Genomic DNA, 26371 nt, shown 5'->3' on the forward strand with positions numbered 1-26371 from the left:
CCTTGGTTCTGGCTCTCGAGCCGGGATCCGGCGCTGCGGCCGGGTGGGGGGACTACTGACCGCCGAAGCCGCTGGTCGCGACGCCCTTGACGATCTGCTTCTGGAAGATGATGAACACGACGATCAGGGGGAGCGCGGCGAGCACGGCCTGCGCCATGACCTGCGCGTACTGCACGCCGTAGGCGCTGATCACCGTCTGGAGTCCGACCGGCAGCGTCATCAGCGTGGTGTCGTTGATGACGAGGAACGGCCAGAGGAAGTTGTTCCACGCTCCGATGAAGACGAAGATCGCGACGGAGGCCAGGATCGGTCGGGAGAGCGGCAGCACGATCGACCAGAAGATGCGCAGTCGACCCGCACCGTCCACCCGCGCAGCGTCTTCGAGCTCGATCGGGATCGCGTCGAAGAAGCGCTTCAGGATGAACACCATCGCCGGCGCCACGACCTGGGGGAGGATGAGGCCCCAGTAGGTGTCGATCATGTTGAACGCGAGCATCTCGTAGAACAGCGGGATGATGAGCACCTGCGGAGGCACCACGATCGAGGCGATGATCACGACGAACAGCCACTTGCGCCCGGTGAAGTCGAGTCGGGAGAACGCGTAGGCGGCCAGCGCCGAGATCGTCAGGGTGATGAGCGTCACCGCGATCGAGGTCCACAGGCTGTTGAACGCCCAGGTATAGACGTTGCCCTGCGACAGGATCGCGGTGAACGCCTCGACCGTCGGCCCGGAGGCGCCGATCCACGAGGGGTCGCCGGAGGCGGCATCCGTCTCGGTCTTGAAGGCGGTCGCGACCGCCCAGAGGAACGGGAGCAGCCAGCCGAGTGCGAGCAGGATCAGCACCACGAGCGCGCTGATGCGGAGGAGGCCGAACGGCTTCTGGCCGGGGAGGCGCGAACGCTTCGGGCCGCGGGCCTTCGTGGTCGTGACGGCTTCGGTGCGGGTGAGGGTGGCGGTGGACATCACAGCTGCGGCTCCTTCCGGCGGCGCATGATCAGAGCCTGCGCGACGCCGATGATGACGATGAGAGCGAAGAACACATAGGAGATCGCGGCCGAGTAGCCGAATCGGTAGCTGACGAAGCCGGCCTCGTAGATGTACTGGACGATCGAGCGCGTGGTGTCGCTCGCGACACCGCCGAGCATCTGGTACGCCTGGTCGAACAGCTTCAGCGAGGCGAGGATCTGCAGGATCAGGATCAGCACGGTCGCGGGTCCCAGCTGCGGGAGCGTGATCGACCAGAACTGCCGCCACGGTCCGGCCCCGTCGAGGGAGGCGGCCTCGTACTGCTGCGGCGGGATGTTCTGCATCGCGGCGAGGTAGAGCAGGAAGTTGAATCCGACCGTCCACCAGACGGTGGCGATCACGATCGACAGCATGTTGGTGTCGGGGTTCTGCAGCCAGGCCAGCGGCTCGAGGCCGAAGAACTCGAGGATGTTGTTGGCCGCACCGATCTGCGGGTTGAAGATCCAGACCCAGATCTGCGAGATCACGGTCGAGGCGAGCAGGTACGGCATGAAGAACGACAGGCGCCAGAGCCACTGTCCGGGGAGGCCGCGGTCGACGAGGGCGGCCATGAGCAGTGCGATCACGACGAGGGGGACGGTCGAGAGCAGCGTGAACCAGACGGTGTTGCCCATCGACTGCCACATCTTGGGGTCGGTGAGGGCTTCGGCGTAGTTCGCGAAGCCGACGAAGGCCCCGCCGGCGCCGGTGAGCGACTGGTCGGTGAAGCTGAGGATGATGCCGTGCACGATCGGCCAGACGAGGAACAGGGCGAAGGCGATCAGGAACGGCGTGAGGAACGCCCAGCTGACCAGCTGCTCGCGGTTCCGGGAGCCGGCGCGACGGATCGGAGCGCCGGACTTCGATCCGGTGACGATCGTGCGGGTGGAGTCGGTGGCGGTGGTCGTGCTCATGATGCGAACGTCCCCTCGGGATCGGCCGGGTTGGGCTGACGCAGCAGCGTGTTGACCCTGGCCTCGAAGCGGTCGATCGCGGCGGCGGGGTCGTCGCCGGAGAGCAGGACTCCCTGCACGGCGGCGCCGAACTCGCTCTGGAAGTTCGACCCTGAGCCGGTGAACCAGGCGGTCGGGTCGTAGACGACGTGCTGGGCGGCCTCGGCGTAGTTCGCCTGCGGGACCAGGTCCGCGTACTCGGGGGATTCGGTCACCGGCAGGAACGCGGGGATGTGACCGGCCTCGGCCCATCCGAACGACCCCTTGAGCATGTCGGCGACGAACCGGTAGGTCAGGTCGCGCTTCTTCTCGTCGGCGTTCGTCTGGTGGGGCAGCACGAACGAGTGCGAGTCGGCGTACACGGCCGGGGTGCCGTACAGGGTGGGGATCATGGTGGCGTCGAAGGGGATCTTCGCGTTCTGCATGGTGCGCAACTCCCACACGCCGGTGAAGAGCATCCCGCTCTTGCCGGTCGCGAACTCGGCGACCGCGCTGCCGTAGTCGGCCTGCGCGAGAGCGATCTCGCCGTCGAGCAGCGTGCGCATGAGCGTCAGCGACTCGACCGCCGCATCCTTGTCGATCACGGCCTTGCCGCCCTCCGGCAGCTCCATCGCGCCGCCGTGCTGCGAATAGAAGGTGTAGAAGAGGCGCCACATCTGCGCGCCGTCGCCCAGGTAGCCGTACGAGAGGGCGTGGCCTTCGGCCTTGCCACCGATCGTGCGCAGCTGGTCGAGGAACTCCTCGGGGGAGGAGGTCTCGGCGAGGCGTCCGTCGCTGTCGAGCACGCCGGCTGCATCGCAGATGTCGGTGTTGAACATCGCGACGAACGGATGCGCGTCCAACGCGATGCTGTACATGTCCTTGCCGACGAAGCCCTTCTCCCAGATGGGCTTCGGGAACGTCGAGCTGTCGATGCCGAGCTCGGCGAGGCGGTCGGTGTCCCAGCGGTCGAGCAGCCCGCCCGGCGCCCAGCCGACCGTGCGAGTGGCGTGCATGATCGCGACGTCGGGCGCACGGCCGCCGGCACCCGCCATCGCGAGCTTGGTGTAGTACGGGGTGCCCCAGGCGAGGACGGTGGGGCGGATGCGGTACGCGCTCTGCGCGGAGTTCGCGGTGTCGAGCAGCTGCGACATGGTCACGCCGTCGCCGCCGGACAGCAGATGCCAGAACTGCAGGGTGGTGGTGTTCGAGCCGGGGACGGTGCCGGGAGCGCAGCCGGCGAGCAGAGCTGCTGCGGCGGTCACCGAGGCGGCTGTGAGGAACTGCCGTCTGGACATATCGAGCGGGGGCGTCATCGTCACTCCTTCGTGACAGCGGGCGGGGTCGCCCCATCATTACATCGATGTAATCGAACGCGCAAGAGGAATCGGCGACCGCGCTCGGAGGCGCGATCGGCGCCCGGCGAGGCAGGGCAGCGGCGGACGGATGCCGGTCAGGGGCGGTAGCCGCGCGGGCGGCCCCGCGTGCTGTCGCGCTCGAGGAGGTGGTGCGAGAGGGTCAGCGCCCGCGGCACCGTGGCGCGGTCGTCCATCCGCGACTCGAGCAGGCTGAGCGCGGCGTCCGCGAAGGCACGGCGATCGAACGCGATGGTCGTGAGCGAGGGCGCGGTGTAGCGCGAGAACTCGACGTCGTCGAAGCCCGTCACGATCACGTCGTCCGGCACGCTCACGCCGTGATCGTGCAGGGCATGCAGGGCGCCGAGCGCCAGCGTGTCGGTGAAAGCGATGATCGCGTCGAAGGGCACGCCGCGCCGCAGCAGCGTCTGCACCCCTCTCGCGCCGCCGGTCATCGACCAGGGCATCGGGTTGATCTCGAGGGCCGCATCGCGGGTGATGCCGGCGTCGCGCAGCGCATCGTGCACGCCGGCGAGCCGGAGCCTGCTGGTGGCCGTGGCGACCGACGGGTCGTCGTCGGCTCCGATCACGGCGATCCTGGTCGCGCCCTGCGCGATGACATGGCGGGTGACGTCGGCCGCGGCCAGCCGGCTGTCGATCCGCACGTGATCCGCGCGGTTCTGCTCGACCTCGCCGAGGACCACGAGCGGTGGCAGGCGGTCGGCGTACTTCAGCACGCTGTCCTCGAGGCGGATCGGGTTCAGGATCAGCCCGTCGACGAGGTGCGCGCGGGCGCGCGACACGAGCTCGCGCTCACGCTCGGGGTCGGTCGCGGTCTCCTCGATCTGCACGGCGAGGCCCCGTTCGTGCGCGGCATCCACGATGCGGTGCATGAGCTCGGCCGAGAACGCGGTCGCAAGATCGGGCAGGGCGACCGCGATGATCCCCGACCGCCCCTTGCGCAGCCCTCTGGCGTTGAGGTTGGGCACGAAGTCGAGCTCGGCCATGGCCGCCTCGACCTTGCGGCGCGTGTCCTCGCTCACCGCGGTCGTGCCGGTGACGACGTTCGAGACGGTCTTGGGAGAGACGCCCGCGAGCGCCGCCACGTCCTTCATGGTCGGGCGGGGCGGCGGCATCGCAGTCATCCGGTCAGCCTATCGATGGCGCACCCGCTGGCTACTATGGCCCGATGACCACCGAACGCAACTGGGCAGGCAACGTCACCTACCGCGCATCCTCGATCGAGCACCCCGCCTCGACCGACGAGTTGCAGGGACTGCTCGCCCGCGGCGGCGCCGTGCGGCTGCTCGGCTCGCGGCACTGCTTCAGTGACATCGCCGACACCGACGGGGTGCTCATCGTCCTCGACCGGATGCCCCGGATGTTCGACGTGAACGACGCCAGGGATGCCGTCCGCGTCTCGGGCGGCCTCCGGTACGGAGACATCGCGCCTCTCCTCGCCGCCGAGGGTCTGGCTCTCGCGAACCTCGCCTCCCTGCCCCACATCTCCGTGGCCGGCGCCGTCGCGACCGGCACGCACGGCTCGGGCGACGGCATCGGCTCGCTCGCCTCCGCGGTGCGCGCACTGACCATCGTCACCCCCGCTGGTGAGGTCCGCACACTCGCCCGCGGCGACGCGGACTTCGACGGTGCGGTGGTCAGCCTCGGCGCGCTCGGCGCAGTCGTCGACCTCACCCTCGACGTCGAGCCGACCTACGAGGTCGCCCAGCACGTGTTCGAGCATCCGTCCTGGGATGCGATCCTCGCGGACTTCGACGAGGTGACGAGCATCGGCACCAGCGTCAGCATCTTCTCGCGGTGGGAGCGCACCGACATCGCCGACCAGATCTGGGTCAAGCAGCGACAGCCCGAGGCACGCGAGAACACCCGCGCCGACCTCTTCGCCCGGCTCGGTGCGGAGCCTGCCGAGAGCAAGCGGCATCCGATCCTCGGCGTCGATCCGGTCGCCTGCACCGAGCAGCTCGGCGAGCCGGGGCCGTGGTTCGAGCGGCTCGCGCACTTCAAGCTCGAGTTCACCCCGTCTGCCGGCGCCGAGATCCAGAGCGAGTACCTCGTGCCGCGGGCCGACGCGGTCGCGGCGATCCAGGCCGTCCGCACCCTCGCGGGGCAGATCGCACCGCTGCTGCTGGTGAACGAGATCCGCACGGTCGCCGCCGACGAGCTGTGGCTCAGCTCGTCGCAGGGCACGGATGCCGTCGGCATCCACTTCACGTGGAAGCCGGATGAGGCGGCGGTGCGCGAGTTCCTGCCGACCCTCGAGGCGCTGCTGCCGGCGACGGCCCGCCCGCACTGGGGCAAGGTCTTCACGCTCGACCCGGCAGAGGTGCGCTCGCGCTACGCCCGGTGGGACGACTTCGCCGCCCTCGCGGCGCGTTTCGACCCCGAGCGGCGCCTGGTGAACCCGTATCTGGAGCGCCTCGGGCTGTAGCGCGGTTCCTGTGCACCACGAGGTGACCTTCGGGACCCGCGGGGGCCTCTTGCAGAGATGGTCGGTCGTGGATCGACGAAGACTCTTGCATTCCGAATTCTGTTACCGGTAACATCCGAGGGACAGCAATCGTCGCGGCTCCGCTCGGAGCCACTGAGGCAGCGTGTTCGCGACCTCGGCATCTCAAGGAGGAGAGTGCATGAACGGCGTCATCCGTGTCTATCTCGATCGGGTCGCGCACCGCGCCACACGACGCCTCCGCGTGCGTCACGCCGCTACGCGAGAACTTCGAAAGCTGCATTGAGTGCTGGCGCCGGCGAGCTGAAGCCCTGCCGGCAGCACGCCGGCTGAGGGATCTGCCTCGAGCACGCCGGCAGATCGAGGAATCGCATCCATCCGCTCTTCCCCGGTGCGGAGCGGCGCTGTCACCACTCCTCGATTCCCGAATCCCATCGACCCCACAAGGGGACTGACGCGCGCCCGCGGCGATCCGCTGCTGCGAAGACGCTGTCGGTCGCTATCCCACCTTCGCTCGAGACAGCACTGTCCACGGCTTCTTCACGGAAGAAGCGGGCCGGTGCGGGTTCGCGCCCGCGCGCCCTCGAGCGAGACCTACCGCAAGGAGCAACACGTGAAACCACAACTGAGAACCGTCGATCGGCACCGCCGGTCCGTTTCGCTTCCCGCAGCGATTCTGGGGGTCGCGGCGCTCGTCGCGTCATCCGTGACCGCCGCCGGGGTACCGGAGGCGGCCTTCGCCGCTCCCGCGAGCATCATCGACAACGGCACCTTCGAGAGCGGACTGTCCGGATGGACTGCTCCGCTGGGCGGGACGCTCGCGGAGAGCACCGACGCCCTTACGGGTGCGAAAGCTCTGGAGATCAGCGACCGCTCGAGTTTCCAGTCGGGCCCCACCGCCACGGTGACGGGCCTGCTGAAGACCGAGCAGTCCTACGACCTCTCGCTGTCTCTGAAGTTCGACGCCGGTCGGGCCACGCAGGACTTCAATGTCGTGCTGTGCACCTCGACGCGCAGTCGCTGCGACGTGGTGGTCTCCGCGACGGCCACGGCCGGCGAATGGTCGACCCTCGAGAAGACGTTCTCGCCCCTGACGGCCGACTACGACATCCTCTTCGTCGAGACGCCCTGGAACACCGACGTGCAGTCGTTCGTGATCGACGACGTCTCGCTGACGACCGACGGCGGGGCCCCCGCCGTCACCGAGCCGCCGGCGGTGCCGGGCAACCTCCTGCCTGACGGCCGCTTCGTCTCGGACCTGACGGGGTGGACCAACACCCGCGGCGGCACGCTGGCTCTCAGCGATGATGCGGCGAGCGGCGCGCACTCCCTGAAGGTCACCGGCCGGGAGAACACCCAGTCGGGTCCGTTCGCGAGTGTCGCGGACAAGATCGAGCTCGGTGCCTCGTACCGCCTCACCGGAAAGCTGAAGTACGACGAGGGCAATGCCACCCAGCAGTTCAACTTCACCTTCTGCCCCACGAACTTCAACGGCTGCGCCGACTACGGGCACACATTCACGAAGGGCGAATGGGGCAGCTTCTCGCAGGAGTTCACGGCCGAAGCCAGGCACGTCGCCGCGGGATGGCTGTTCGTGGAGACCCCGTGGGGTTCCGACGCCCTCCAGGACTTCTCGGTCGACGAGCTCTCGCTCGTCAAGATCGCCGATGCGCCCGAAGGGCCCGCGTTCACGAGCCTCGAGAAGGTGCAGACGAAGCCGATCGGTGACCACAACCCGCTCGTCGGCCACAAGTTCGGCGCCGACCCGCACCACCTCGTCTACAACGGGCGTCTCTACATCTACTCGACCGATGACACCCAGCAGTACGACCTGAACAGCAAGGACGAGAACGGCCTGCCGACCCAATCGAACGGCTACGGCGGCATCACCCGGCTCAACGTGATGTCCACGACGGACATGGTCAACTGGGTCGACCACGGCACGGTGCCGATCGCCCGCGAAGGCGGCGCGGCCCCCTGGGCCCGCAACTCCTGGGCTCCCGCGGCGATCGAGAAGGACGGCAAGGTCTACCTCTACTTCTGCGACAGCGGAACCGGCACGGCGGTCGTCGTCGGCGGCTCGCCGCTGGGCCCGTGGGAGGACCCGCTGGGCAAGAAGATCATCCCCGACACGGTGTCGCGCGACTACATCGCCGACGGCGGATTCCCCGCAGGCATGTGGCTCTTCGACCCCGAGGTGTTCATCGACGACGACGGCCAGGGCTACCTGTACTTCGGCGGCAACTCGCAGATCGGCACCGCGCCGAACGTGCAGGGACCGCAGAACCCGAAGTCGACCCGTGTCGTGAAGCTGAAGGACGACATGGTCACCCTCGACGGCGACCCGGTCGAGATCGATGCCCCCGGCATGTTCGAAGCGTCGAGCATGTTCAAGCGCGACGGCAAGTACTACTACTCGTACTCGTCGAACTTCCAGGTGAACGAGGCGCCGGGACAGTACCCGTCGCGCGGTGCGATCGCGTACATGATGACCGATGACCCGATGAAGCTCGGTTCCTCGGAGTACGCGGGCGTGGCGTTCCAGAACCAGGGCACGTTCTTCGGAGCGGGCAACGGCGGCAACAACCACTCCGACATGTTCAGCTACAAGGGCGAGACCTACTTCACCTACCACGCGCAGACGCGTGGGGCGGCGTGGGCGTCGGCTCTCGGAACCCCGGGCGCGACACAGGGATACCGCTCGGTGCATATCGACAAGCTCGAGTTCAACCAGGACGGCACCATCAAGCCGATCGTCGGAACCAAGGCGGGCGTGGAACAGGTCGAGAGCTTCGACCCGTACCGCACCTTCGAGGCCGAGACGCTGGCCTGGCAGCTGGGCATCACCACGGCCAAGACGGATGCCGCCTCGGCCGAGTTCCCCGAGCACAACGGTTCGGGCAACATGGTGCTCTCGGGCATCGATGACGGGGACTTCTCCGGCATCTCCGGTGTCGACTTCGGTTCGGGAGCACAGACGGTGTCTGCGAAGGTGAAGCCGTCGGTCGCCGGCAGCAGCATCCAGGTGCGTCTGGATGACGTCGACGGCCCCGTAGTGGCGGAGATCCCCGTCGACGGCGCGGTCGGCGAGTGGACCACGGTCGAGGCCGAGGTCACCGGTGCCACGGGCGAGCACGATGTGTTCTTCGTCTTCGCCGGCCCCGAGGGCGTCGGCGCGGATGTCGACCTGTTCGAGGTCGACAACTGGTCGTTCGACACGGTCGACGACGGCCCGGGATCGCAGCTGACCGCTGAACTCTCCGCGTCGAAGGTCGCGGCGGGTGGATCCGTCACCGTCACCGCTGCCGGTGTGGCAGCGGACGAGGTCGAGATCGGCATCGCCAGCACATACCGGGCGCTCGCCACGGTCGCCGTCGAAGGCGGCGCGATCGAGGCCACCGTCGTGATCCCGGCAGATGCGACAGCCGGTCTGCACCACATCATCCTGCGCGATGGTGAGACCGAGCTCGCGCGACTGCCGATCACGGTCACGCGTGCTTCCGGTGGCGGCACCGATGGTGGCTCATCCTCCGGCGGGGGAGGCGACGGCACCGGTGGGTCCCTGGCCGCTACCGGCGGCGATGCGAGCGGATCAGTGGCGGCGGCGTTGCTCGGCGCGCTGCTGCTGGCGCTCGGATCGGCGTTCTGGATCCTGCGCCGCAGAACAGCCCGGGTCGCAGACATCGGGACGGACTGAGGTGAGGAAGCCGCGCGTCGGCAGTGACTGACCTCCGAATGACCCGCCCCTTCCTTCCGGCTGCGCCGAAGGAAGGGGCGAGTCGCCCGTCATCCGTTGCAGGTCCGGGGGTGTTCTCGGTAACATTCTCCGAGGCATGGCCGACGGAGGTGCGCATGGTGAACGTCGGTTCCGACAAGCCCAACATCCGTCAGGTCGCCACCATCGCTGGCGTCTCGCACATGACGGTGTCGCGGGTGCTCAACGATCACCCCAACATCAAGCCCGACACCAAGCGGCGCGTGCTCGAGGCGATCGAAGAGCTCGACTACCGGCCCAACATGGTCGCCCGCGCACTCGCCACGCAGCGCACACGTCGGATCGGCGTGATCGTCGAGAGCGCAGTGGCACATGGCCCGACCAGCATCCTGCGCGCGGTCGAGCTCTCCGCCCGTGCAGCGGGGTACTCGGTCACACCGATCGCGCTCCATGAGGGCGATGCGCTGTCGCCGCAGGAGGCGGTCGACAACCTCGTCACCCAGGGTGTCGATGCGCTCTGCGTGATCGCGCCCCGTTCGTCGTCCGTCGCGGCTCTGCGTCGCATCGCGATCACGGTGCCGATGCTCGTGGTGAAGGCCGACGCCGATCCGACCTTCCTGACGGTGTCGATCGACCAGCACGCGGGCACGACACTGGTGGTCGACCACCTCGTCGCGCTCGGACACCGCGACATCCTGCATCTCGCGGGCCCCCTGGACTGGCTGGACGCGAGGGCTCGCGAGCGCGCCTTCCACTCGCGGGCCAAGTCGTGGGGCATCCGTGAACGGCCGATCGTCGTCGGCGACTGGTCTGCCGACTTCGCGTACGACTTCGCCAAGGGCCTGACGCGTCTGCCCGACTACACCGCGATCTTCGCCGCGAACGACGACATGGCCATCGGACTCATCCACGGACTGCACGACAGAGGCTTCGAGGTGCCGACGGACCTGAGCGTGGTCGGATTCGACGACGTGCCGCTCGCCCGGCATTTCCTGCCGCCGCTGACGACGGTCCGCCAGGACTTCGGCGCGCTCGGCGGCGCGGTCGTCGAGATGCTGCGTGCGGCGATCGAGGGGCGCGACATCCCGGCGCTCACCCGAATCCCGACCGAGCTCGTGGCTCGCGCATCCTCGGCGGCTCCCCGGGAGTCGCGATGACACTCGACCGTGCTCCCGAGCCGGTGGTGCGGCTCGAGGGCATCACGGTCGACTTCCCCGGCGTGCGCGCACTCGACGACGTCGACTTCCGGCTGTTCCCCGGCGAGGTGCACGCCGTTATGGGTGAGAACGCCGCGGGCAAATCGACGCTCGTGGCGGTGATCACCGGCACGCTCGCACCCGAGGAGGGGACGGTGTTCGTCGACGGCGAGCCGCGCCGCTTCTCGGGAGTCGCCGACAGCCGCGCGGCCGGTATCGCCACCGTGTTCCAGGAGGCGCAGCTGAGCCCGAACCTCAGCGTGGCCGAGAACGTCATGCTCGGCAGAGAGCGCCGCCGGCTCTTCGGCATCGACTGGCGCCGCACCAGGGCGGATGCCGGCGAGGCGCTGGCGTGGCTGGGGCTCGACGACCTCGACCCGAAGACGCCGCTGTCGATGCTGACGCCCGCGCAGAAGCAGCTGGTCGCGCTGGCCCGTGCGGTCGTGGACGAGCCGCGGGTGCTCGTGCTCGACGAGCCCACGTCGAGCCTCGACGTCGCCGAGGTCGCCACGCTCATGCGCGTCATCCGGGGCCTCCGGCAGCGAGGCGTCGCGATCCTCTTCATCTCGCACTTCCTCGAGCAGGCGTTCGCGATCAGCGACCGCATGACGGTGCTGCGCGGTGGACGACGGGTCGGCGAGTACGCGACGCGGGACCTCGAGCGGGCCGATCTGATCTCGAAGATGCTGGGCAAGGACATCGACAGCCTCAGAGCGCTGGGCTCGGAGCGCAAGGCGCACCACTACGCATCCGACGGCGAGCCCGCGCTGCTGGCCTCTGATGTCGGTCGCCGCGGAGAGCTGGAGCGGATGGATGTCGAGGTGCAGCGCGGTGAGATCGTGGGCCTCGCGGGGCTTCGAGGCTCGGGACGCACGGAGCTCGCCTCTCTGCTGAGCGGCACGGTGCGTGCCGACAGCGGCGAGCTGTGGGTGGACGGCGAGAAGGTGCAGTTGAAGAACCCGTCGGCAGCACTGCGGCATCGCATCGCCCTGTCGGCGGAGAACCGCGGAACGCAGGGCATCATCGGCGACCTCACCGCGCGCGAGAACATCATCCTCTCGCTCCAGGCGCTGCGCGGATGGACTCGTCCGCTCTCGCAGGCCGAGTCCGCCGGCATCGTGGAGACCTACGTCGAGGCGCTGCATCTGGATCCGGCCGATCTCGATCGCCCGGTCGGCCTGCTCTCGGGAGGAACGCAGCAGAAGGTGCTGCTCGCCCGCGCGCTGGCGGTGCGGCCGCACGTGCTGATCCTCGACGAGCCGACGCGCGGCATCGACATCGCGGCGAAGCTCGACGTGCAGCGCCGCATCAGCCAGCTGGCCGGAGACGGCGTCGCCGTCATCTTCATCTCGTCGGAGCTCGAGGAGGTCGTGCGACTGAGTGATCGCATCATCGTGCTGAAGGACCGCGACAAGATCGGGGAGCTCAGCAACGGACCCGGAGTCACGGTCGATACGGTCGTCGAGATGATCGCAGCGGAGATGAGCCTCACGAGCGAACTGTGATCGGTAACAGAATCGTGACCAACGAGAAACGCTGATTTCGTCGGAACCACTTGTGTTCCAGAAATTGTTCCCGGTAACATCACCGCAGGACATGCGATGCCGCAGTCCTGCAATCACGACAGGGACCACGACCGGTCCACCGTTGCCGGAGTGACTACCGGCGTCTCAAGGAGGAGAATCATGTCCGCGAAGAAGCGCATCCGCGTCGCGTTCGGCCTGGCAGCAGTCGGCGCACTCACCATCGGCCTTGCGGCCTGCTCGACGGGCGACTCCGGCGGCGGCGACGGCGGGGGCTCGGAGGAGATCACCACCGTCGGCTTCGTGGCCGTCGGCCCAGAAGGCGCGTGGCGCGAGGCCAACGAGCAGAACATCCAGGACACCTTCACGGAGGAAGCCGGATACGACCTCAAGTACGCCCCCGCCACCAACCTCGACCAGAAGTCGCAGATCGACGCGTTCACGTCGTTCGTCGACGAGGGCGTCGACGTCATCCTGCTGTCGGCCACGGAGGCCTCCGGCTGGGAGGACTCGCTCAAGCGTGCGCAGGAGGCGGAGATCCCCGTCATCCTGCTCGACCGCGGCATCGAGCCCGACGACGACAGCCTGTACGTGACCCGCATCGCCCCCGACAACGTCGAGGTCGCGAAGGAGGTCGGCACCTGGGCCGCCGCCACGTTCCCCGACGGCGGCAACTACGTCGTGCTCGAGGGTCCTGCCGGTGTGGGCGTCGTGAACGAGCGCAACACGGGCTTCGATGAGGGGCTCGGCGACTCGTCGCTCACCAAGCTCGACGCGCAGACCGCGAACTGGTCGGCGGAAGAGGGCAAGAGCGTCTTCGAGACCATGCTGAAGTCCTCGGGCAACGACATCCAGCTGGTGTTCGCACAGAACGACGAGATGGGTCTCGGCGCCGCTCAGGCTGCCGAGGAGGCCGGACTCGTCGTCGGTGAGGACGTCAAGATCGCCACGATCGACGGCACCAAGAACGCCATGCAGGCGCTCGCCGACGGCCAGCTCAGCTACGTGCACGAGTACAACCCGCTGTTCGGTGAGACCGCACTCGAGGTCGTCGAGAAGGCCCTCGCGGGCGAGGATGTCGATTCGTACATCGTCGTGCCGAGTGAGGCGTTCGATTCCGCCGAGGCGGCGCAGGCCGTGCTCGCCGACCGCAAGTACTGACCGAGCATCGACACCGACGCCGGAGTGATCCGGCAGCGAGCCCGGGTGGGGCGGCAGGATTGCGCCACCCGGGCTCTCCGGACGGAGAGACAGCGATGAATGAAGAACTGCCCATCGTCGAGATGCGCGGGATCTCGATCGAGTTCCCCGGCGTGAAAGCCCTCGACGGGGTCGACTTCCGTCTCTTCCAGGGCGAGGTCCACGCGCTCATGGGAGAGAACGGCGCAGGAAAGTCGACCCTGATCAAAGCACTGACCGGTGTCTACCAGATCGACTCCGGGTCGATCGTCGTCGCAGGGCAGGAGCGCAGCTTCGGCGGCGCCGGCGACGCGCAGGATGCCGGGATCTCGACGGTGTATCAGGAGGTCAACCTCGCCCCGAACCTCTCGATCGGCGAGAACGTGATGCTCGGTCACGAGCTGCGCGGTGTGTTCGGCATCAACTGGACGGCCACGCACCGAGCGGCGACCGACGCCCTCGATCGGCTCGGTCTCGGCCACCTCGACACCCGCAAGCCGTTGTCGACGCTCTCGATCGCGCTGCAGCAGCTCGTCGCCATCAGCCGCGCGATGGCGATCAAGGCGAAGGTGCTCATCCTCGATGAGCCGACCTCCAGCCTCGACGCGGCCGAGGTCGACGGACTCTTCACCGTGATCCGGTCGCTCCGCGACCAGGGTGTCGCCATCCTCTTCGTCTCGCACTTCCTCGACCAGGTCTACGCGATCAGCGACCGCCTCACGGTGCTGCGCAACGGCCAGTACCAGGGCGAGTACCTCACGCGCGATCTCGACCGCCACGCCCTCATCTCGACCATGATCGGCAAAGACCTCGACGCGCTGAAGTCGCTGGGCGGCAACCGTCGCCGGGCACCGCGCGACGCCGACGAGAAGCCGCTGCTCGCCGCATCCGGCATCGCGCGACGGGGCGCGGTCGAGACGACCGATCTCGAGATCCGCCCGGGAGAGGTGGTCGGCTTCGCCGGCCTGCTCGGCTCTGGGCGCACCGAGCTCGCGCGACTGCTCTACGGTGCGGACCGCACCGACGAGGGCACCATCGAACTCCACGGCCGCAAGGTCGATCTGCGCTCTCCCGCGGATGCACTGCCGCGACGCATCGCGTTCTCGACCGAGAACCGTCGCGACGAGGGCATCATCGGCGACCTGACCGTGCGCGAGAACATCATCCTCGCGGTGCAGGCCGAGCGCGGCTGGGCGCGACCGATGAGCCGCAAGGAGCAGGATGCGATCGTCGACAAGTACGTCGCGCAGCTGAACGTACGGCCGGCCGACCCGGATCGGATGATCAAGAACCTCTCCGGAGGCAACCAGCAGAAGGTGCTGCTCGGTCGCTGGCTCGCGACGCAGCCCGAGCTGCTGATCCTCGACGAGCCGACGCGCGGCATCGACGTCGGCGCCAAGGCCGAGATCCAGGAGGCGGTGGCCGAGCTCGCGGAAGAGGGCGTCGCCGTGGTGTTCATCTCCTCGGAGCTCGAAGAGGTGGTGCGCCTGTCGGAGCGGATCGTCGTGCTCAAGGACCACCGCAAGATCGGCGAGATCCAGAACGGTCCCGACGTCACGGCCCAGGTGATCGTCGACGTGATCGCCGCACACGGTGTGGATGCCGCCGCCGACACCCTCGACGACGCCGACGGCGCGCTGCCGGATACCATCGGCCACACGACTGACAAGGAGGCAGCGCGATGACCGCCGCAGCCGGCACCACATTCTGGCGGGAACTGATCCGCAAGCCGTTCTTCTGGGGCATCGTCGCGATCATCGCGCTGCTCGCCCTGAACGTCATCAAGGATCCGACGTACCTCGCGCTCTCGATCAACCCCAACAACGGCCATCTCGTCGGCAACTTGATCGACATCCTGCGCCAGGCGGCACCGGTGATGATGATCGCGATCGGCATGTCGCTCGTGATCGCCACGGGCGGCATCGACCTCTCGGTCGGCTCGCTGATGGCTGTCGCCGGGGCCGTGTCGATGGAGTTCCTCAGCGCCGCAGGAGACTCGTTCGGCGCCGCGCTCGCCGCGGTGGGCCTCGCCCTGGTGATCACCGGCATCCTCGGGGCGGTCAACGGCATCCTCGTCGCCTACGTCGGACTGCAGCCGTTCATCGCGACGCTCGTGCTGATGCTGGCGGGCCGCGGCATCGCCAAGGTCATCACCGGAGGGCAGAACACCACGGCCTCGAACGACTCGTTCCGGTGGATCGCGAACGGCTTCGTGATCGGCATCCCCGTCGTGTTCATCCTCGCCGTGCTCATCGTGATCGCGGTCGGCTGGGTGGTCAGGCGCAGTGCGCTGGGCCTGATGATCGAGGCGATCGGCATCAACCCGCGGGCCAGCCGGATGGCGGGCATCAAGCCGAAGGGGCTGCTGCTCACGACCTACATCCTCAGCGGCATCCTCGCGGGTATCGCGGGCGTCATGTCGGTCGGCAGCGTGATGACGGTCGACATCTCGCGCACCGGTTATCAGCTGGAGCTCGACGCGATCCTCGCCGTCGTCATCGGCGGCGCGTCACTGGCCGGTGGCAAGTTCTCGCTCAGCGGGGCCTTCGTCGGAGCGCTTCTCATCGCGACGCTCGACAAGACGGTGCTGTACCTCGGCATCTCCTCGTCGGCGACTCCCGCATTCAAGGCGCTGGTGATCGTCGCGCTGTGCCTGCTGCAGTCGCAGCGCGTGCGCAGCTGGTTCCGTACCCGACGCAAGGCCCGACCGGTCGAACCGACCGTGGTGAAGGAAGAGGTGGCCGCATGAGCACCATGACCGCGACCCCCGCACCGCAGGCGACGGAGACCGTCGTCGACCGAGTGCGACGCATGATCACGGCGAACCCGTCGGTGCTGCCGACGATCGCCTCGGTCGTGATCTTCGTCGGCATGGTCGTGTTCGGCGAGATCGCCTACGGGCGCATCGTGCAGTTCAACACGCTGTCGAACCTGCTCATCAACAACGCGCACCTCATCGTGCTCGCCGTCGCCCTGACCTTCGTGATCCTCACGGGAGGAATCGACCTCTCGGTCGGCTCGATCATCGCCGTGTCGTCGGTCGCGGGGGTGATGCTCTCGAACGCCGGATGGAACGCGTTCGCCGTGATCGTCGCGATGATCGGCATCGGCATGCTCTTCGGGCTGGTGTCGGGAATCCTGATCAGGTACTTCAACGTGCAACCGTTCATCGCGACCCTCGCGATGATGTTCCTCGGGCGCGGGCTCGCCTCGCTGCTCAGCACCAAGCCCGAGCGACTCGGCGAGGACTCGCCCATCCGCTGGATCGGGACGCAGCTGAAGATCATCGACGGACCGAAGGTGAACGATCTCGTGATCACCCCCGCGGTGCTCGTCGCCGTGATCGTCGTGGCGGCCGCCTTCTTCGTGCTGCACCGCACCCGCACCGGACGCACGGTCTACGCGATCGGCGGCTCGGAGAGCTCGGCACTGCTGATGGGGCTGTCGGTGCAGCGCACCAAGGTGCTCGTCTACGTGATCAGCGGCGCCCTCGCAGGCCTCGCGGCGGTGCTCTACACCGCGCGGCTCGGCACGGCCCAGAACATCACGGGCATCGGCTGGGAGCTCGACGCGATCGCGGCCGCCGTGATCGGAGGCACCGTGCTCACCGGCGCCTACGGCTACGTGCTGGGGTCCGTCATCGGGGCGCTGGTGCTCGGGCTGATGAACGTGCTCATCACGCGTGACGGCGGCATCCCGCCGGAGATGACGACGATCATCACCGGCGGCATCCTGCTCGTGTTCGTGCTGCTGCAGCGGGCGGTGACCCGCAGACGCGAGTAGCGCGCGGGTTTCGCACCGCAGCGACGAACGGCCCCCTCTCGATCGGAGAGGGGGCCGTTCGCGGTGAGTCGGGAGCGGAGGTCACACCGTCGGGATCCAGACCCGCATGGTCGACGGGCCGCGGCGATCCCAGTCGTGGTACGGGATCAGCGCGGCGTCGATGCCGGTCAGACGTGGTCGCGCCAGGAATGCTGCGGGTCGAACCCCAGGATGCGGCGCGCCCTGTCGATCGACAGCAGCGTCTCGTTCGGACCGAACTCGCGGGCGACCGGGACGTCGGGGAACACCTCGGCGAGCAGCTCGGCGTTCGGGCGGGACATGACCGTGTCCGCCGCTGCGATGATGAACCGGTCGAACCCGGGAGCCGCGACCTCGAGCGCCCGCTGCACGGCCTGGGCGCCGTCTCGTGCATCGATGTAGCCCCACACGTTCCACTTGCGGCGCAGTGCATCGCCGTCGAAGTCCGGGAACTCCGCGTAGTCCTCCGGGTTCATGACGTTCGAGAATCGCAGCGCGGTGATCGACAGATCGGGGTGCCAGCGCACCAGCTCGGTCGCCAGCTGCTCCTCGAGCGTCTTGACCAGTGAGTACACGGATTCGGGCCGGGCCGGATAGTCCTCGTCGACGGGGACGTAGGGCGGCGGGACGTCGAACGGCAGACCCAGCACGGTCTCGCTCGACGCGTAGACGATGCGGTTGATGCCGAGGCGCACCGCCGCCCAGAACACGTTGAACGTGGCGGGCATGTTGTTGTGGAACGTCGCCACATCGCTGCGGATGCCCGGCGCGGGGATGGCGCCCAGGTGCACGACGGCGTCGACCCCGTCGTGGCGGTCGCCGACCGCGGTCAGGGCGTCGACGACCTGGCCGTAATCCGTCAGATCGACCTGCACGAAGTCGGGGCCGCGCTGCCCTGCGACGTCCATGCCGATGACCTCGTAGCCGTTCGCGCGGAGCTCCCGCGCGACGACGCTGCCGAGCTTGCCCGATGATCCGGTGAGTGCGATGCGCATGTGTCCAGAGTGGCACGAAGGCGGGCGGGGTGGGCCGCTCGGCATACACTCGTCGGCGTGAGTGACACGAGCAGCGACCAGCGACGCACCGTCGGCGTGCGTGAGGTCGCCGCCCGAGCCGGGGTCTCCCGGCAGACAGTCTCGCGGGTGCTGAACGATCACCCGGAGGTCGCCGCCGAGACTCGAGAACGTGTCATCGCCGCGATGGCCGAGCTCGGCTACCGCATGAACAACGCCGCGCGGGCGCTGGGGACGCGGCGCTCCCGGATCCTCGGGGTGCTCGCCTCGGATGCCCTGCAGTACGGGCCGTCACGGAGCATCGCCGCACTCGAGGCCTCGTCGCGAGAAGCGGGCTACTGGCTCAGCGCCGCCTTCGCCGATGCCGGTGACGCCGCGGCAGTCGTCGCCGCCGTCGACCATCTCGTCGTGCAGGGTGTCGAGGGGATCGTCGTCGTCGCGCCGCACGCCCGCACCCTCGAGGCCCTCGACGCGCTGCGCATCGGCGTCCCGATCGTGACACTGCACGCGGCCGACCGGGGGGCCAGGGGGCTGTCCGTCGACCAGGCCGCAGGGGCCAGGCTCGCCGTGGCGGCGCTCGCCGACGCCGGCCACACCCGCATCGCGCACCTGGCCGGTCCCGCCGACTGGCTGGAGGCGGAGTCGCGCGCTGAGGGATTCGCCGCCGAGATCGCCTCGCGCGGACTCTTCGCCGGCCCCGTCATCGAGGGGGACTGGACGGCGGGTTCGGGCTACGCCGCGGTCGAGGCAGTGCGGGAATCCGGCGTCACCGCGGTCTTCGCCGCCAACGACCAGATGGCGCTGGGGCTGCTCGGCGGCCTGCACGAGGCGGGGCTGTCGGTGCCGGGCGACATCAGCGTGGTCGGCTTCGACGACATCCCCGATGCCGCGTTCTACTGGCCGAGGCTCACCACCGTCCGACAGGACTTCGCGGAGTCGGCACGCCGCGCGGTGGCGGCGGTGCTGGCACGCGGCGCCGGGGCTGCGGCGTCCGACCTTCCTCCCGTGGCGCCAGTGCTCGTGGCGCGCGACTCGGTCGCCCCTCCCCGCTAGGGCGCCGGTGCGTCTCGGACCCGCCGCGCCGCGCCGTGCGGCGTCGACCCGCCGCGCCGTGCCGCGCCGCGCGACGCCGTGCCGCTCCACAACTCCGGAGATGCGCCACCGTGCCGAGCTGACATCGGTGTGCTCCCGTGACGCCGCCGCGCGCGCGGTGCCGTTGCTCCGGAGTTGTGGAGCGGGTCGCGTTCACAGCTCAGCATGAACGGCTCCACCCTGCCGCAGGGCTCGCGTGGTTCCGCGGCCGCGGTCGGGCCGGCGCTCGGCTCGTGCTGAGTTGTGAACGCCCGCCTCTCGGCACCGATCCCTTGACCGCCCCCATACCCCCATGACACACTGCTGTGACCGGTCACAGTGACCACCGCCGACCCTGAGGTACCCGTGAGCAACGAAGCCCCCGCCTTCTCCGACGAGATCGCCGCCTCCATCCAGGCCGTCCGCGAGGACGTCGCCCGCCTGCACGGCGAACTCGTCCGCTACGGACTGGTCGTCTGGACCGGCGGCAATGTATCCGGCCGGGTCCCCGGAGCGGATCTGTTCGTGATCAAGCCGTCCGGCGTGAGCTACGACGACCTGGCCCCCGAGAACATGATCCTCTGCGACCTCGACGGCGCCGTGATCCCCGGCACTCCCGGCAGCGATCGCTCGCCCTCGAGCGACACCGCCGCACACGCCTACGTCTACCGCCACATGCCGCACGTCGGCGGGGTGGTACACACCCACTCGACGTTCGCTGTCGCCTGGGCCGCACGTGGCGAGGAGATCCCCTGCGTCATCACGGCGATGGCCGACGAATTCGGCGGCCCGATCCCGATCGGCCCCTTCGCGATCATCGGCGACGACTCGATCGGCCGCGGCATCGTGCAGACGCTCACCGGCCACCGCAGCCGCGCTGTGCTGATGCAGAACCACGGGCCCTTCACGATCGGAGTCGACGCGAAGGATGCCGTGAAGGCCGCCGTCATGGTCGAGGACGTCGCCCGCACCGTGCACCACGCCCGAGAGGCCGGCCCGCTGATCCCGATCCCGCAGGAGGCGATCGACAGCCTCTTCGACCGCTACCAGAACGTCTACGGACAGAACTCGGACGCCCGACGATGAGCGACACGACCCGCACTGACACGACCACGACCAGCACCGGCAGCACCGCCCGCGACGACCTCCTCGCCGGCCGCGCGAGCCTGGGGATCGAGCTCGGCTCCACCCGCATCAAGGCCTGTCTGATCGGATCGGATGCCACCGAGGTGCTCGCCACGGGATCGTTCGCGTGGGAGAACCGCCTCGAAGACGGCCTCTGGACCTACTCGATCGACGAGGTCTGGTCGGGCCTGCAGTCGGCTTACGCCGCCCTCGTCGCCGACGCGCACGAGCGTCATGGCGTCCGCCCTGAGACCTTCGCGGCGATCGGCATCTCGGCGATGATGCACGGCTATCTCGCCTTCGACGCGCAGGGCGAGCTGCTCACGCCGTTCCGCACCTGGCGCAACACGAACACGGGCGCCGCAGCATCCGAGCTGACCGGCCTGCTGGGGGTCAACATCCCGCTGCGCTGGTCGATCGCGCACCTGCACCAGGCGGTGCTCGACGGCGAGCCGCATGTCCAGCAGCTCGACTTCGTCACCACCCTCGCGGGCTACGTCCACACGCGGCTGACGGGCGAGCGCGTGCTCGGAGTCGGCGATGCCTCCGGGATGTTCCCGATCGATTCTGCCACCGGCGACTATGACGAGCGGATGCTGCAGGCCTACGACGCCCTCGCCGCCGACCGCCTTCCCGCGTCGGCCCGCGCACTGCTCCCGACCGTCCTGCCCGCAGGCTCCGCCGCCGGAACGCTCACGGCCGAGGGCGCGGCCCTGCTCGATCCGTCGGGCGAGCTGACCCCCGGCATCCCGCTCTGCCCTCCCGAGGGCGATGCGGGCACCGGCATGGTCGCGACGAACTCGGTGTCGCCCCGCACCGGCAACGTCTCGGCAGGAACCAGCATCTTCGCGATGGTCGTGCTCGAGCGCCAGCTCGCCGAGGTGCACCACGAGCTCGACCTCGTGACCACCCCGGCGGGCGACGCCGTGGCGATGGTGCACTGCAACAACGGCGCGAGCGAGCTCGCCGCTTGGGCTGGCCTGTTCACGCGGTTCTCCGCCGCCGCAGGGCAGCCGCTGAGCGACGACGCCGTGTTCGATGCGCTCTTCCGCGAGGCTCTGGACGGCGAAGCGGATGCCGGCGGCCTGCTGGCCTACAACCATCTCGCCGGCGAGCCCATCGCGGGTCTCACCACAGGACGCCCGCTGTTCGTGCGCACCCCCGACAGCGCCTTCACGCTCGCGAACTTCATGCGCTCGCAGCTCTACGGCGTGTTCGGCACCCTCGCGCTCGGGATGCAGGTGCTCACCGCCGAGGGCGTCGAACTCGACCGGATGTTCGCACACGGTGGCATGTTCCGCACCGCCGGGGTCGCGCAGCGCTTCCTGGCCGGAGCGCTCGGCGCTCCCGTCGCGGTCGGCGAACTCGCCTCCGAGGGCGGGGCGTGGGGGATCGCGGTGCTCGCGTCGTACCTGGCGCACGCCGACACGGTCTCGCTCGGCACCTATCTCGATGAACAGGTCTTCGCCTCGGCATCCCTCGCCGTCGCCGAGCCCGACCCCGCCGACGTCGCCGGCTTCGCCGCGTACCTCGACCGCTACCGCGCAGGCCTCGCCATCGAAGCCGCCGCGACCACCGCCCTCTGACCTCCCACGCGAACTCTCCACGTCGACACCGGAACACCCAAGGACCCCTCATGACCCGCACCCCGCTCTCCACCTCGCTCGACGGCTACGAGGTCTGGTTCCTCACCGGCAGCCAGCACCTGTACGGCCCCGAGACGCTCGCGCAGGTCGCCGAACAGTCGCAGGAGATCGCGCGCATCCTCGACGAGGCCGGCGAGGTGCCGGTGAAGGTCGTCTGGAAGCCGGTGCTGACGGATGCCGCCGCCATCAAGCGCACGGCGCTCGAGGCGAACGCCGACGACCGGGTCATCGGACTGATCGCGTGGATGCACACGTTCAGCCCCGCGAAGATGTGGATCGCCGGTCTCGACGCGCTCCAGAAGCCGCTCGCGCACCTGCACACGCAGGCGAACGTCGAGCTGCCCTGGGCCGACATCGACTTCGACTTCATGAACCTCAACCAGGCGGCGCACGGCGACCGCGAGTTCGGCTACATCCAGACGCGTCTCGGCGTGCCCCGCAAGACGATCGTCGGCCACGCGAGCGACCCGCGGGTGCGCCAGGAGGTCGCGACGTGGCAGCGCGCGGCGGCCGGTCTCGCGGCATCCCGCTCGCTCAAGCTCGCCCGCTTCGGCGACAACATGCGCTACGTCGCGGTCACCGAGGGCGACAAGACCGAGGCCGAGCTCCGCTTCGGCGTGCAGGTCAACACGTGGGGCGTGAACGACCTGGCGGATGCGGTCGCCGCGGCATCCGACTCCGAGATCGACGCTCTCGTGGCCGAGTACGAGGAGCTGTACGAGGTGGTGCCCGAACTCCGCCGGGGTGGCGACCGCCACCAGTCGCTGCGTGACGGTGCGGCGATCGAGATCGGCCTGCGCTCATTCCTCGAGGAGGGCGGATTCGGCGCCTTCACGACCTCGTTCGAAGACCTCGGCGCGCTGAAGCAGCTCCCGGGTCTCGCGGTGCAGCGCCTCATGGCCGAGGGGTACGGCTTCGGTGCCGAGGGCGACTGGAAGACCGCGATCCTCGTGCGGGTCGCGAACGTGATGGGCGCTGGACTGCCCGGTGGGGCGAGCCTCATGGAGGACTACACCTACGACATGACTCCGGGCGACGAGCTGATCCTCGGGGCGCACATGCTCGAGGTCTCGCCCTCGCTGACGACCGCGAAGCCGACGCTCGAGATCCACCCGCTCGGCATCGGCGGCAAGGACGATCCGGTGCGCCTGGTCTTCACCGCCGATCCCGGGCCCGCGATCGTCGTCGCTCTGAGCGACATGCGCGACCGGTTCCGCCTCACCGCCAATGTGGTCGAGAACGTGCCGCCGCGGCAGTCGCTGCCGAAGCTGCCGGTCGGCCGCGCCGTGTGGAAGCCGCAGCCCGACTTCACCACCTCGGCCGCCGCCTGGCTGACCGCCGGTGCTGCGCACCACACGGTGATGTCGACCGCCGTCGGCCTCGATGCCTTCCGCGACTTCGCCGAGATGGCCGAGGTCGAGCTGCTCGTGATCGACGACAGCACCACGCTGCCCGAGTTCCAGAAGCAGGTGCGCTGGAACCAGGCGTACTACCGACTCGCTCAGGGACTGTGATGACCCACGCGGTGCAGCCGCGGTCCGGACGGCAGCTGCGCATCGCCGGGCACGGGTACGAGGCGGTGATCGCGAGTGTCGGCGCGTCGCTGCGCACGCTCACCTTCGAGGGGCGCGACCTCGTCGTGCCGTTCGACGCCGACGAGGTGCGACCGGGATACCGCGGTACGACGCTGGCCCCGTGGCCGAATCGCATCGTCGACGGGCGGTATCGGTTCGGCGGGATCGAGCATCGGCTGGCCCTCACCGAACCCGCACGGGGGCAGGCGCTGCACGGCCTCCTCGCGTGGGCTGAGTTCTCCGACCGGCTGATCCTCGACGACCGGGTCGTGCTCGCCGCCGTGATCGAGCCGCAGACCGGCTACCCCTTCCGGGTGGAGGTCGAGACCGAGTACCGGCTCGACGCCGACGGCCTGCGTCAGACCGTGACCGCGCACAACCTCGGGACGGATGCCGCGCCCTGGGGCACCGGTCCGCACCCGTATCTGGTCGCCGGGGCGGGAGGAGTGGATGACTGGACGCTGACCCTACCGGCATCCGAGGTGCTGACCGTGACGCCCGACCGGCTGAGCCCCGTCGCGCTCGAGGGCGTGTCGGAGCATCCGGAGTGGGACTTCCAGGCCGCGCGCCGGATCGGCGACGTGTTCATCGATCACGCGTTCACTGGTCTCGCGCGCGAGGACGGGGTCGCGGAGGTGCGGGTCGTGTCGGATGCCGGGACCGGCGTCACGATGAGGTTCGACGAGCGCTGCCCGTGGGTGCAGGTGCACACCGCCGACAATCCGGGCATCGACGCGATCCATCGCATCGGACTCGCGGTCGAGCCGATGACCTGCCCGCCGGATGCGTTCAACTCGGGGACGGATGTCGTCGTGCTCGCCCCCGGAGCGGCGCACGCCGCATCCTGGCTGATCTCCGCCGTCTGAGCTTCGCTCGTCGCGGGCGCTGGCTCCCTGCGGGGTCAGTTTCGCATCGGGCGAGCGGTGCGGGGTCAAAAGCGCATCCGAAACGTGCGTTACCGGTGCGAAATTGACCCCGCACCGAGGGAGGGGCGGGTCGGGGGACGGGCGCGCATAGCGACCGCGACCGCTCCCGCGACGCACCGCGCCCCCTTCACTCAGGAGAGCGCCGCGATCACGGCCTGGGCTGCGGAAGCGGATGACTGCGGGTTCTGGCCGGTGATGAGCAGCCCGTCGATGATCGTGTGATCGCTCCACGGGGTGGTCACCTCGATGTCAGCGCCGAGCTCGCGCAGGGAGGTCTCGAGCAGGAACGGCGCACGGTCCGCAAGGCCGCCGATCCGTTCCTCCTCGTCGGAGAACCCGGTGATGCGCCGTCCGGCGACGAGCGGCTGGCCCGCTGCGTCGCGTGCGGGCAGCAGAGCCGCGAGGCCGTGGCACACCGCAGCCAGTGGACGTCCCGCCGAGACGGTCGCCGAGATGAGCGCCGCCGAGTCGGCATTCACGGCGAGATCCTGCATCGGGCCGTGGCCGCCTGGGTAGTAGACCGCCGCGTAGTCGGCGACATCGACGTCGGCGAGCACCTGAGGAGTGCTGAGTCCCGGGATCTGCGCGAGCGCCGCGGCATCCCCATCGCCGAGGCTCGATACATCGGCGACCGGCTCGACGCCGCCCGGTGTCGCGAACACCACATCGTGCCCGGCGGCGGTGAGCAGACGATAGGGGGCGAGCAGCTCTTCGGCCCAGTAGCCGGTGGGGTGCTCGGTGCCGTCGGACAGGGTCCAGGTGCGGGCGCTGGTGACGACGAAGAGGACAGATGACATGGATGCTCCCAAGGTTCGGACGACGGATGCCGTGCGGATGCGATATTCAGGACAACGGCCCGCCATGACGAACGATTCCGATAGATTGCCGATATGAGCAATCGGAATGGCGATGGATTGCAGGACCTGGGGCTGTGGCGCACCTTCCTCGTCGCGCACCGATCGGGCTCGGTGTCGGCGGCGGCGCGCACGCTCGGACTCGCGCAGTCGTCGGTGACGACGCAGTTGCAGGCGCTGGAGGCGAGCATCGGCGAGCCGCTGTTCGTCCGTCATGCCCGCGGCATCCGCCCGACGCCGAGAGCCGACGAGCTCGCTGCGCGGCTCGCGGGCCCGCTCGACGCGTTGGCGGATGCTCTGGGCACCCGACCGGACCTCGAACCGCCGGTCGTGCGCCTGGGCGGGGCAGGGGAGTTCCTGGCCGCTGTAGCGGCCCCGGCCCTCGCGAGCGCTGTGGCCGGCGGACTGCGGCTCGCGGTGACCGCGGGCCTGGCCGACGATCTGCTCGAACAGCTGAGAGTCGGCAGCCTGGACCTGGTGATCTCAGCCGTGCGCCCTCGCGGACGCACGCTGCCGAGTATGCCGCTGTTCGACGAGGAGTTCGCTCTCGTGGCCTCCCCGTCGCTGCGGCTCGATCCGTCACCGGACCTCTCGCCGGCTGCGCTCACGCACGTGCCTCTGCTGGCATACGACCGCGACGTGCCGATCATCCGACGGTACTGGCGCCACGTGTTCGGCATTCGTCTCGACCGGGAACCGGCACTCGTCTTCCCCGACCTGCGCGCGCTCGCGACCGCTGCGGTTGCGGGGGCGGGCGTCACCGCCCTGCCGACCTATCTGATCGCCGACGAACTCGCCGATGGCAGACTCGTCGACCTGCGACCGACTGAGGATCCGCCGATCAACACGCTGTACCTCGTGCGGCGACCGGGGCCCTTGTCCGACGGGGTCGCGGCCGTGGAGAAGGCGCTGCGCGCCGCCGTCGCCGACCTCTGACGGTCATGGCTGAGGCGTTCTCGCCCGGTGCGGGGTCGATGTCTCATCCGTC

The 26371-nt window shown here is 69.1% G+C and carries 21 protein-coding genes; 14 read left to right on the plus strand and 7 right to left on the minus strand.

The genetic code is table 11. The annotated features are described in order from the left end of the window. Positions 1-52: 52 nt before the first annotated feature. The 4 genes from BLW44_RS03590 to BLW44_RS03605 form a co-directional block, all read right to left on the minus strand. Positions 53-964, minus strand: a complete 912-nt coding sequence (locus BLW44_RS03590; protein WP_060926285.1) for a carbohydrate ABC transporter permease — start codon at positions 962-964, stop codon at positions 53-55. Beyond that, positions 964-1920 carry a carbohydrate ABC transporter permease gene (locus BLW44_RS03595; RefSeq protein WP_060926284.1) on the minus strand — a complete coding sequence of 319 codons (957 nt, stop codon included), beginning with the start codon at positions 1918-1920 and terminating at the stop codon, positions 964-966. The genes BLW44_RS03590 and BLW44_RS03595 overlap by 1 nt, the downstream gene beginning before the upstream one ends. Beyond that, on the minus strand, positions 1917-3254 hold the full coding sequence (locus BLW44_RS03600; RefSeq protein WP_060926283.1) for an extracellular solute-binding protein: 1338 nt from the start codon (positions 3252-3254) through the stop codon (positions 1917-1919). Before BLW44_RS03600 ends, BLW44_RS03595 begins: the two co-directional genes overlap by 4 nt. 137 nt (positions 3255-3391) lie before the next feature. After that, the gene (locus BLW44_RS03605) at positions 3392-4438 is read right to left on the minus strand and encodes a LacI family DNA-binding transcriptional regulator (protein WP_060926282.1); all 1047 of its coding nucleotides are present in this window, start codon (positions 4436-4438) and stop codon (positions 3392-3394) included. Positions 4439-4482: 44 nt separating this feature from the next. On the opposite strand from BLW44_RS03605, the gene BLW44_RS03610 reads away from it, so the two are divergent. The 8 genes from BLW44_RS03610 to BLW44_RS03645 all read left to right on the plus strand — a co-directional run bounded on the left by BLW44_RS03610 (position 4483) and on the right by BLW44_RS03645 (position 17156). After that, positions 4483-5742 carry a D-arabinono-1,4-lactone oxidase gene (locus BLW44_RS03610; protein ID WP_060926281.1) on the plus strand — a complete coding sequence of 420 codons (1260 nt, stop codon included), beginning with the start codon at positions 4483-4485 and terminating at the stop codon, positions 5740-5742. Between the two features lie 631 nt (positions 5743-6373). After that, positions 6374-9457, plus strand: a complete 3084-nt coding sequence (locus BLW44_RS03615; protein ID WP_245647371.1) for a carbohydrate binding domain-containing protein — start codon at positions 6374-6376, stop codon at positions 9455-9457. Between the two features lie 155 nt (positions 9458-9612). Further along, entirely contained in the window at positions 9613-10632 is a 1020-nt protein-coding gene (locus BLW44_RS03620) for a LacI family DNA-binding transcriptional regulator (protein ID WP_060926280.1), read from the plus strand. Further along, the gene (locus tag BLW44_RS03625) at positions 10629-12176 is read left to right on the plus strand and encodes a sugar ABC transporter ATP-binding protein (protein ID WP_060926279.1); all 1548 of its coding nucleotides are present in this window, start codon (positions 10629-10631) and stop codon (positions 12174-12176) included. The genes BLW44_RS03620 and BLW44_RS03625 overlap by 4 nt, the downstream gene beginning before the upstream one ends. A 180-nt stretch (positions 12177-12356) precedes the next feature. Then, positions 12357-13355, plus strand: coding sequence for a substrate-binding domain-containing protein (locus BLW44_RS03630; RefSeq protein WP_060926278.1), 999 nt, complete (start codon positions 12357-12359; stop codon positions 13353-13355). A gap of 95 nt (positions 13356-13450) precedes the next feature. Further along, positions 13451-15058: a sugar ABC transporter ATP-binding protein gene (locus tag BLW44_RS03635; RefSeq protein WP_060926277.1), complete on the plus strand. Its 1608-nt coding sequence runs from the start codon at positions 13451-13453 to the stop codon at positions 15056-15058. Further along, on the plus strand, positions 15055-16122 hold the full coding sequence (locus BLW44_RS03640; RefSeq protein ID WP_060926276.1) for an ABC transporter permease: 1068 nt from the start codon (positions 15055-15057) through the stop codon (positions 16120-16122). The genes BLW44_RS03635 and BLW44_RS03640 overlap by 4 nt, the downstream gene beginning before the upstream one ends. Beyond that, entirely contained in the window at positions 16119-17156 is a 1038-nt protein-coding gene (locus BLW44_RS03645; RefSeq protein ID WP_060926275.1) for an ABC transporter permease, read from the plus strand. Before BLW44_RS03640 ends, BLW44_RS03645 begins: the two co-directional genes overlap by 4 nt. An 81-nt stretch (positions 17157-17237) precedes the next feature. Here the strand turns inward: BLW44_RS03645 and BLW44_RS18520 are convergent, their stop codons facing one another. Further along, positions 17238-17342, minus strand: a complete 105-nt coding sequence (locus tag BLW44_RS18520; RefSeq protein WP_338061389.1) for a hypothetical protein — start codon at positions 17340-17342, stop codon at positions 17238-17240. After that, on the minus strand, positions 17324-18169 hold the full coding sequence (locus tag BLW44_RS03650; protein ID WP_060926274.1) for an NAD-dependent epimerase/dehydratase family protein: 846 nt from the start codon (positions 18167-18169) through the stop codon (positions 17324-17326). The genes BLW44_RS18520 and BLW44_RS03650 overlap by 19 nt, the downstream gene beginning before the upstream one ends. Before the next feature lie 57 nt (positions 18170-18226). Between BLW44_RS03650 and BLW44_RS03655 the strand changes: the two genes are divergently transcribed. The 5 genes from BLW44_RS03655 to BLW44_RS03675 all read left to right on the plus strand — a co-directional run bounded on the left by BLW44_RS03655 (position 18227) and on the right by BLW44_RS03675 (position 24469). After that, positions 18227-19240 (plus strand): LacI family DNA-binding transcriptional regulator, encoded by a 1014-nt coding sequence (locus tag BLW44_RS03655; protein ID WP_074731579.1) that lies wholly within the window; start codon positions 18227-18229, stop codon positions 19238-19240. A gap of 384 nt (positions 19241-19624) precedes the next feature. Continuing rightward, positions 19625-20344: an L-ribulose-5-phosphate 4-epimerase gene (locus BLW44_RS03660; RefSeq protein ID WP_060928730.1), complete on the plus strand. Its 720-nt coding sequence runs from the start codon at positions 19625-19627 to the stop codon at positions 20342-20344. After that, a complete protein-coding gene (locus tag BLW44_RS03665) occupies positions 20341-21969 on the plus strand; it encodes a xylulokinase (RefSeq protein WP_060928731.1) in 1629 nt (542 codons plus the stop codon). The genes BLW44_RS03660 and BLW44_RS03665 overlap by 4 nt, the downstream gene beginning before the upstream one ends. A 50-nt stretch (positions 21970-22019) precedes the next feature. Continuing rightward, positions 22020-23543 (plus strand): L-arabinose isomerase, encoded by a 1524-nt coding sequence (araA, locus tag BLW44_RS03670; RefSeq protein ID WP_060928732.1) that lies wholly within the window; start codon positions 22020-22022, stop codon positions 23541-23543. Then, positions 23543-24469, plus strand: coding sequence for an aldose 1-epimerase family protein (locus BLW44_RS03675; RefSeq protein ID WP_060928733.1), 927 nt, complete (start codon positions 23543-23545; stop codon positions 24467-24469). The genes araA and BLW44_RS03675 overlap by 1 nt, the downstream gene beginning before the upstream one ends. 191 nt (positions 24470-24660) lie before the next feature. Here BLW44_RS03675 and BLW44_RS03680 read toward each other — a convergent pair whose 3' ends face one another. Beyond that, positions 24661-25326, minus strand: coding sequence for a type 1 glutamine amidotransferase domain-containing protein (locus tag BLW44_RS03680; RefSeq protein WP_060928734.1), 666 nt, complete (start codon positions 25324-25326; stop codon positions 24661-24663). 93 nt (positions 25327-25419) lie between these two features. Between BLW44_RS03680 and BLW44_RS03685 the strand changes: the two genes are divergently transcribed. Next, complete coding sequence (locus tag BLW44_RS03685; protein ID WP_060928735.1) at positions 25420-26319, plus strand: LysR family transcriptional regulator; 900 nt, start codon at positions 25420-25422, stop codon at positions 26317-26319. The last annotated feature ends 52 nt before the right edge of the window (positions 26320-26371 follow it).

Origin of the sequence: Microbacterium hydrocarbonoxydans (genome assembly GCF_900105205.1) — a bacterium.
Taxonomy (GTDB): domain Bacteria; phylum Actinomycetota; class Actinomycetes; order Actinomycetales; family Microbacteriaceae; genus Microbacterium; species Microbacterium hydrocarbonoxydans.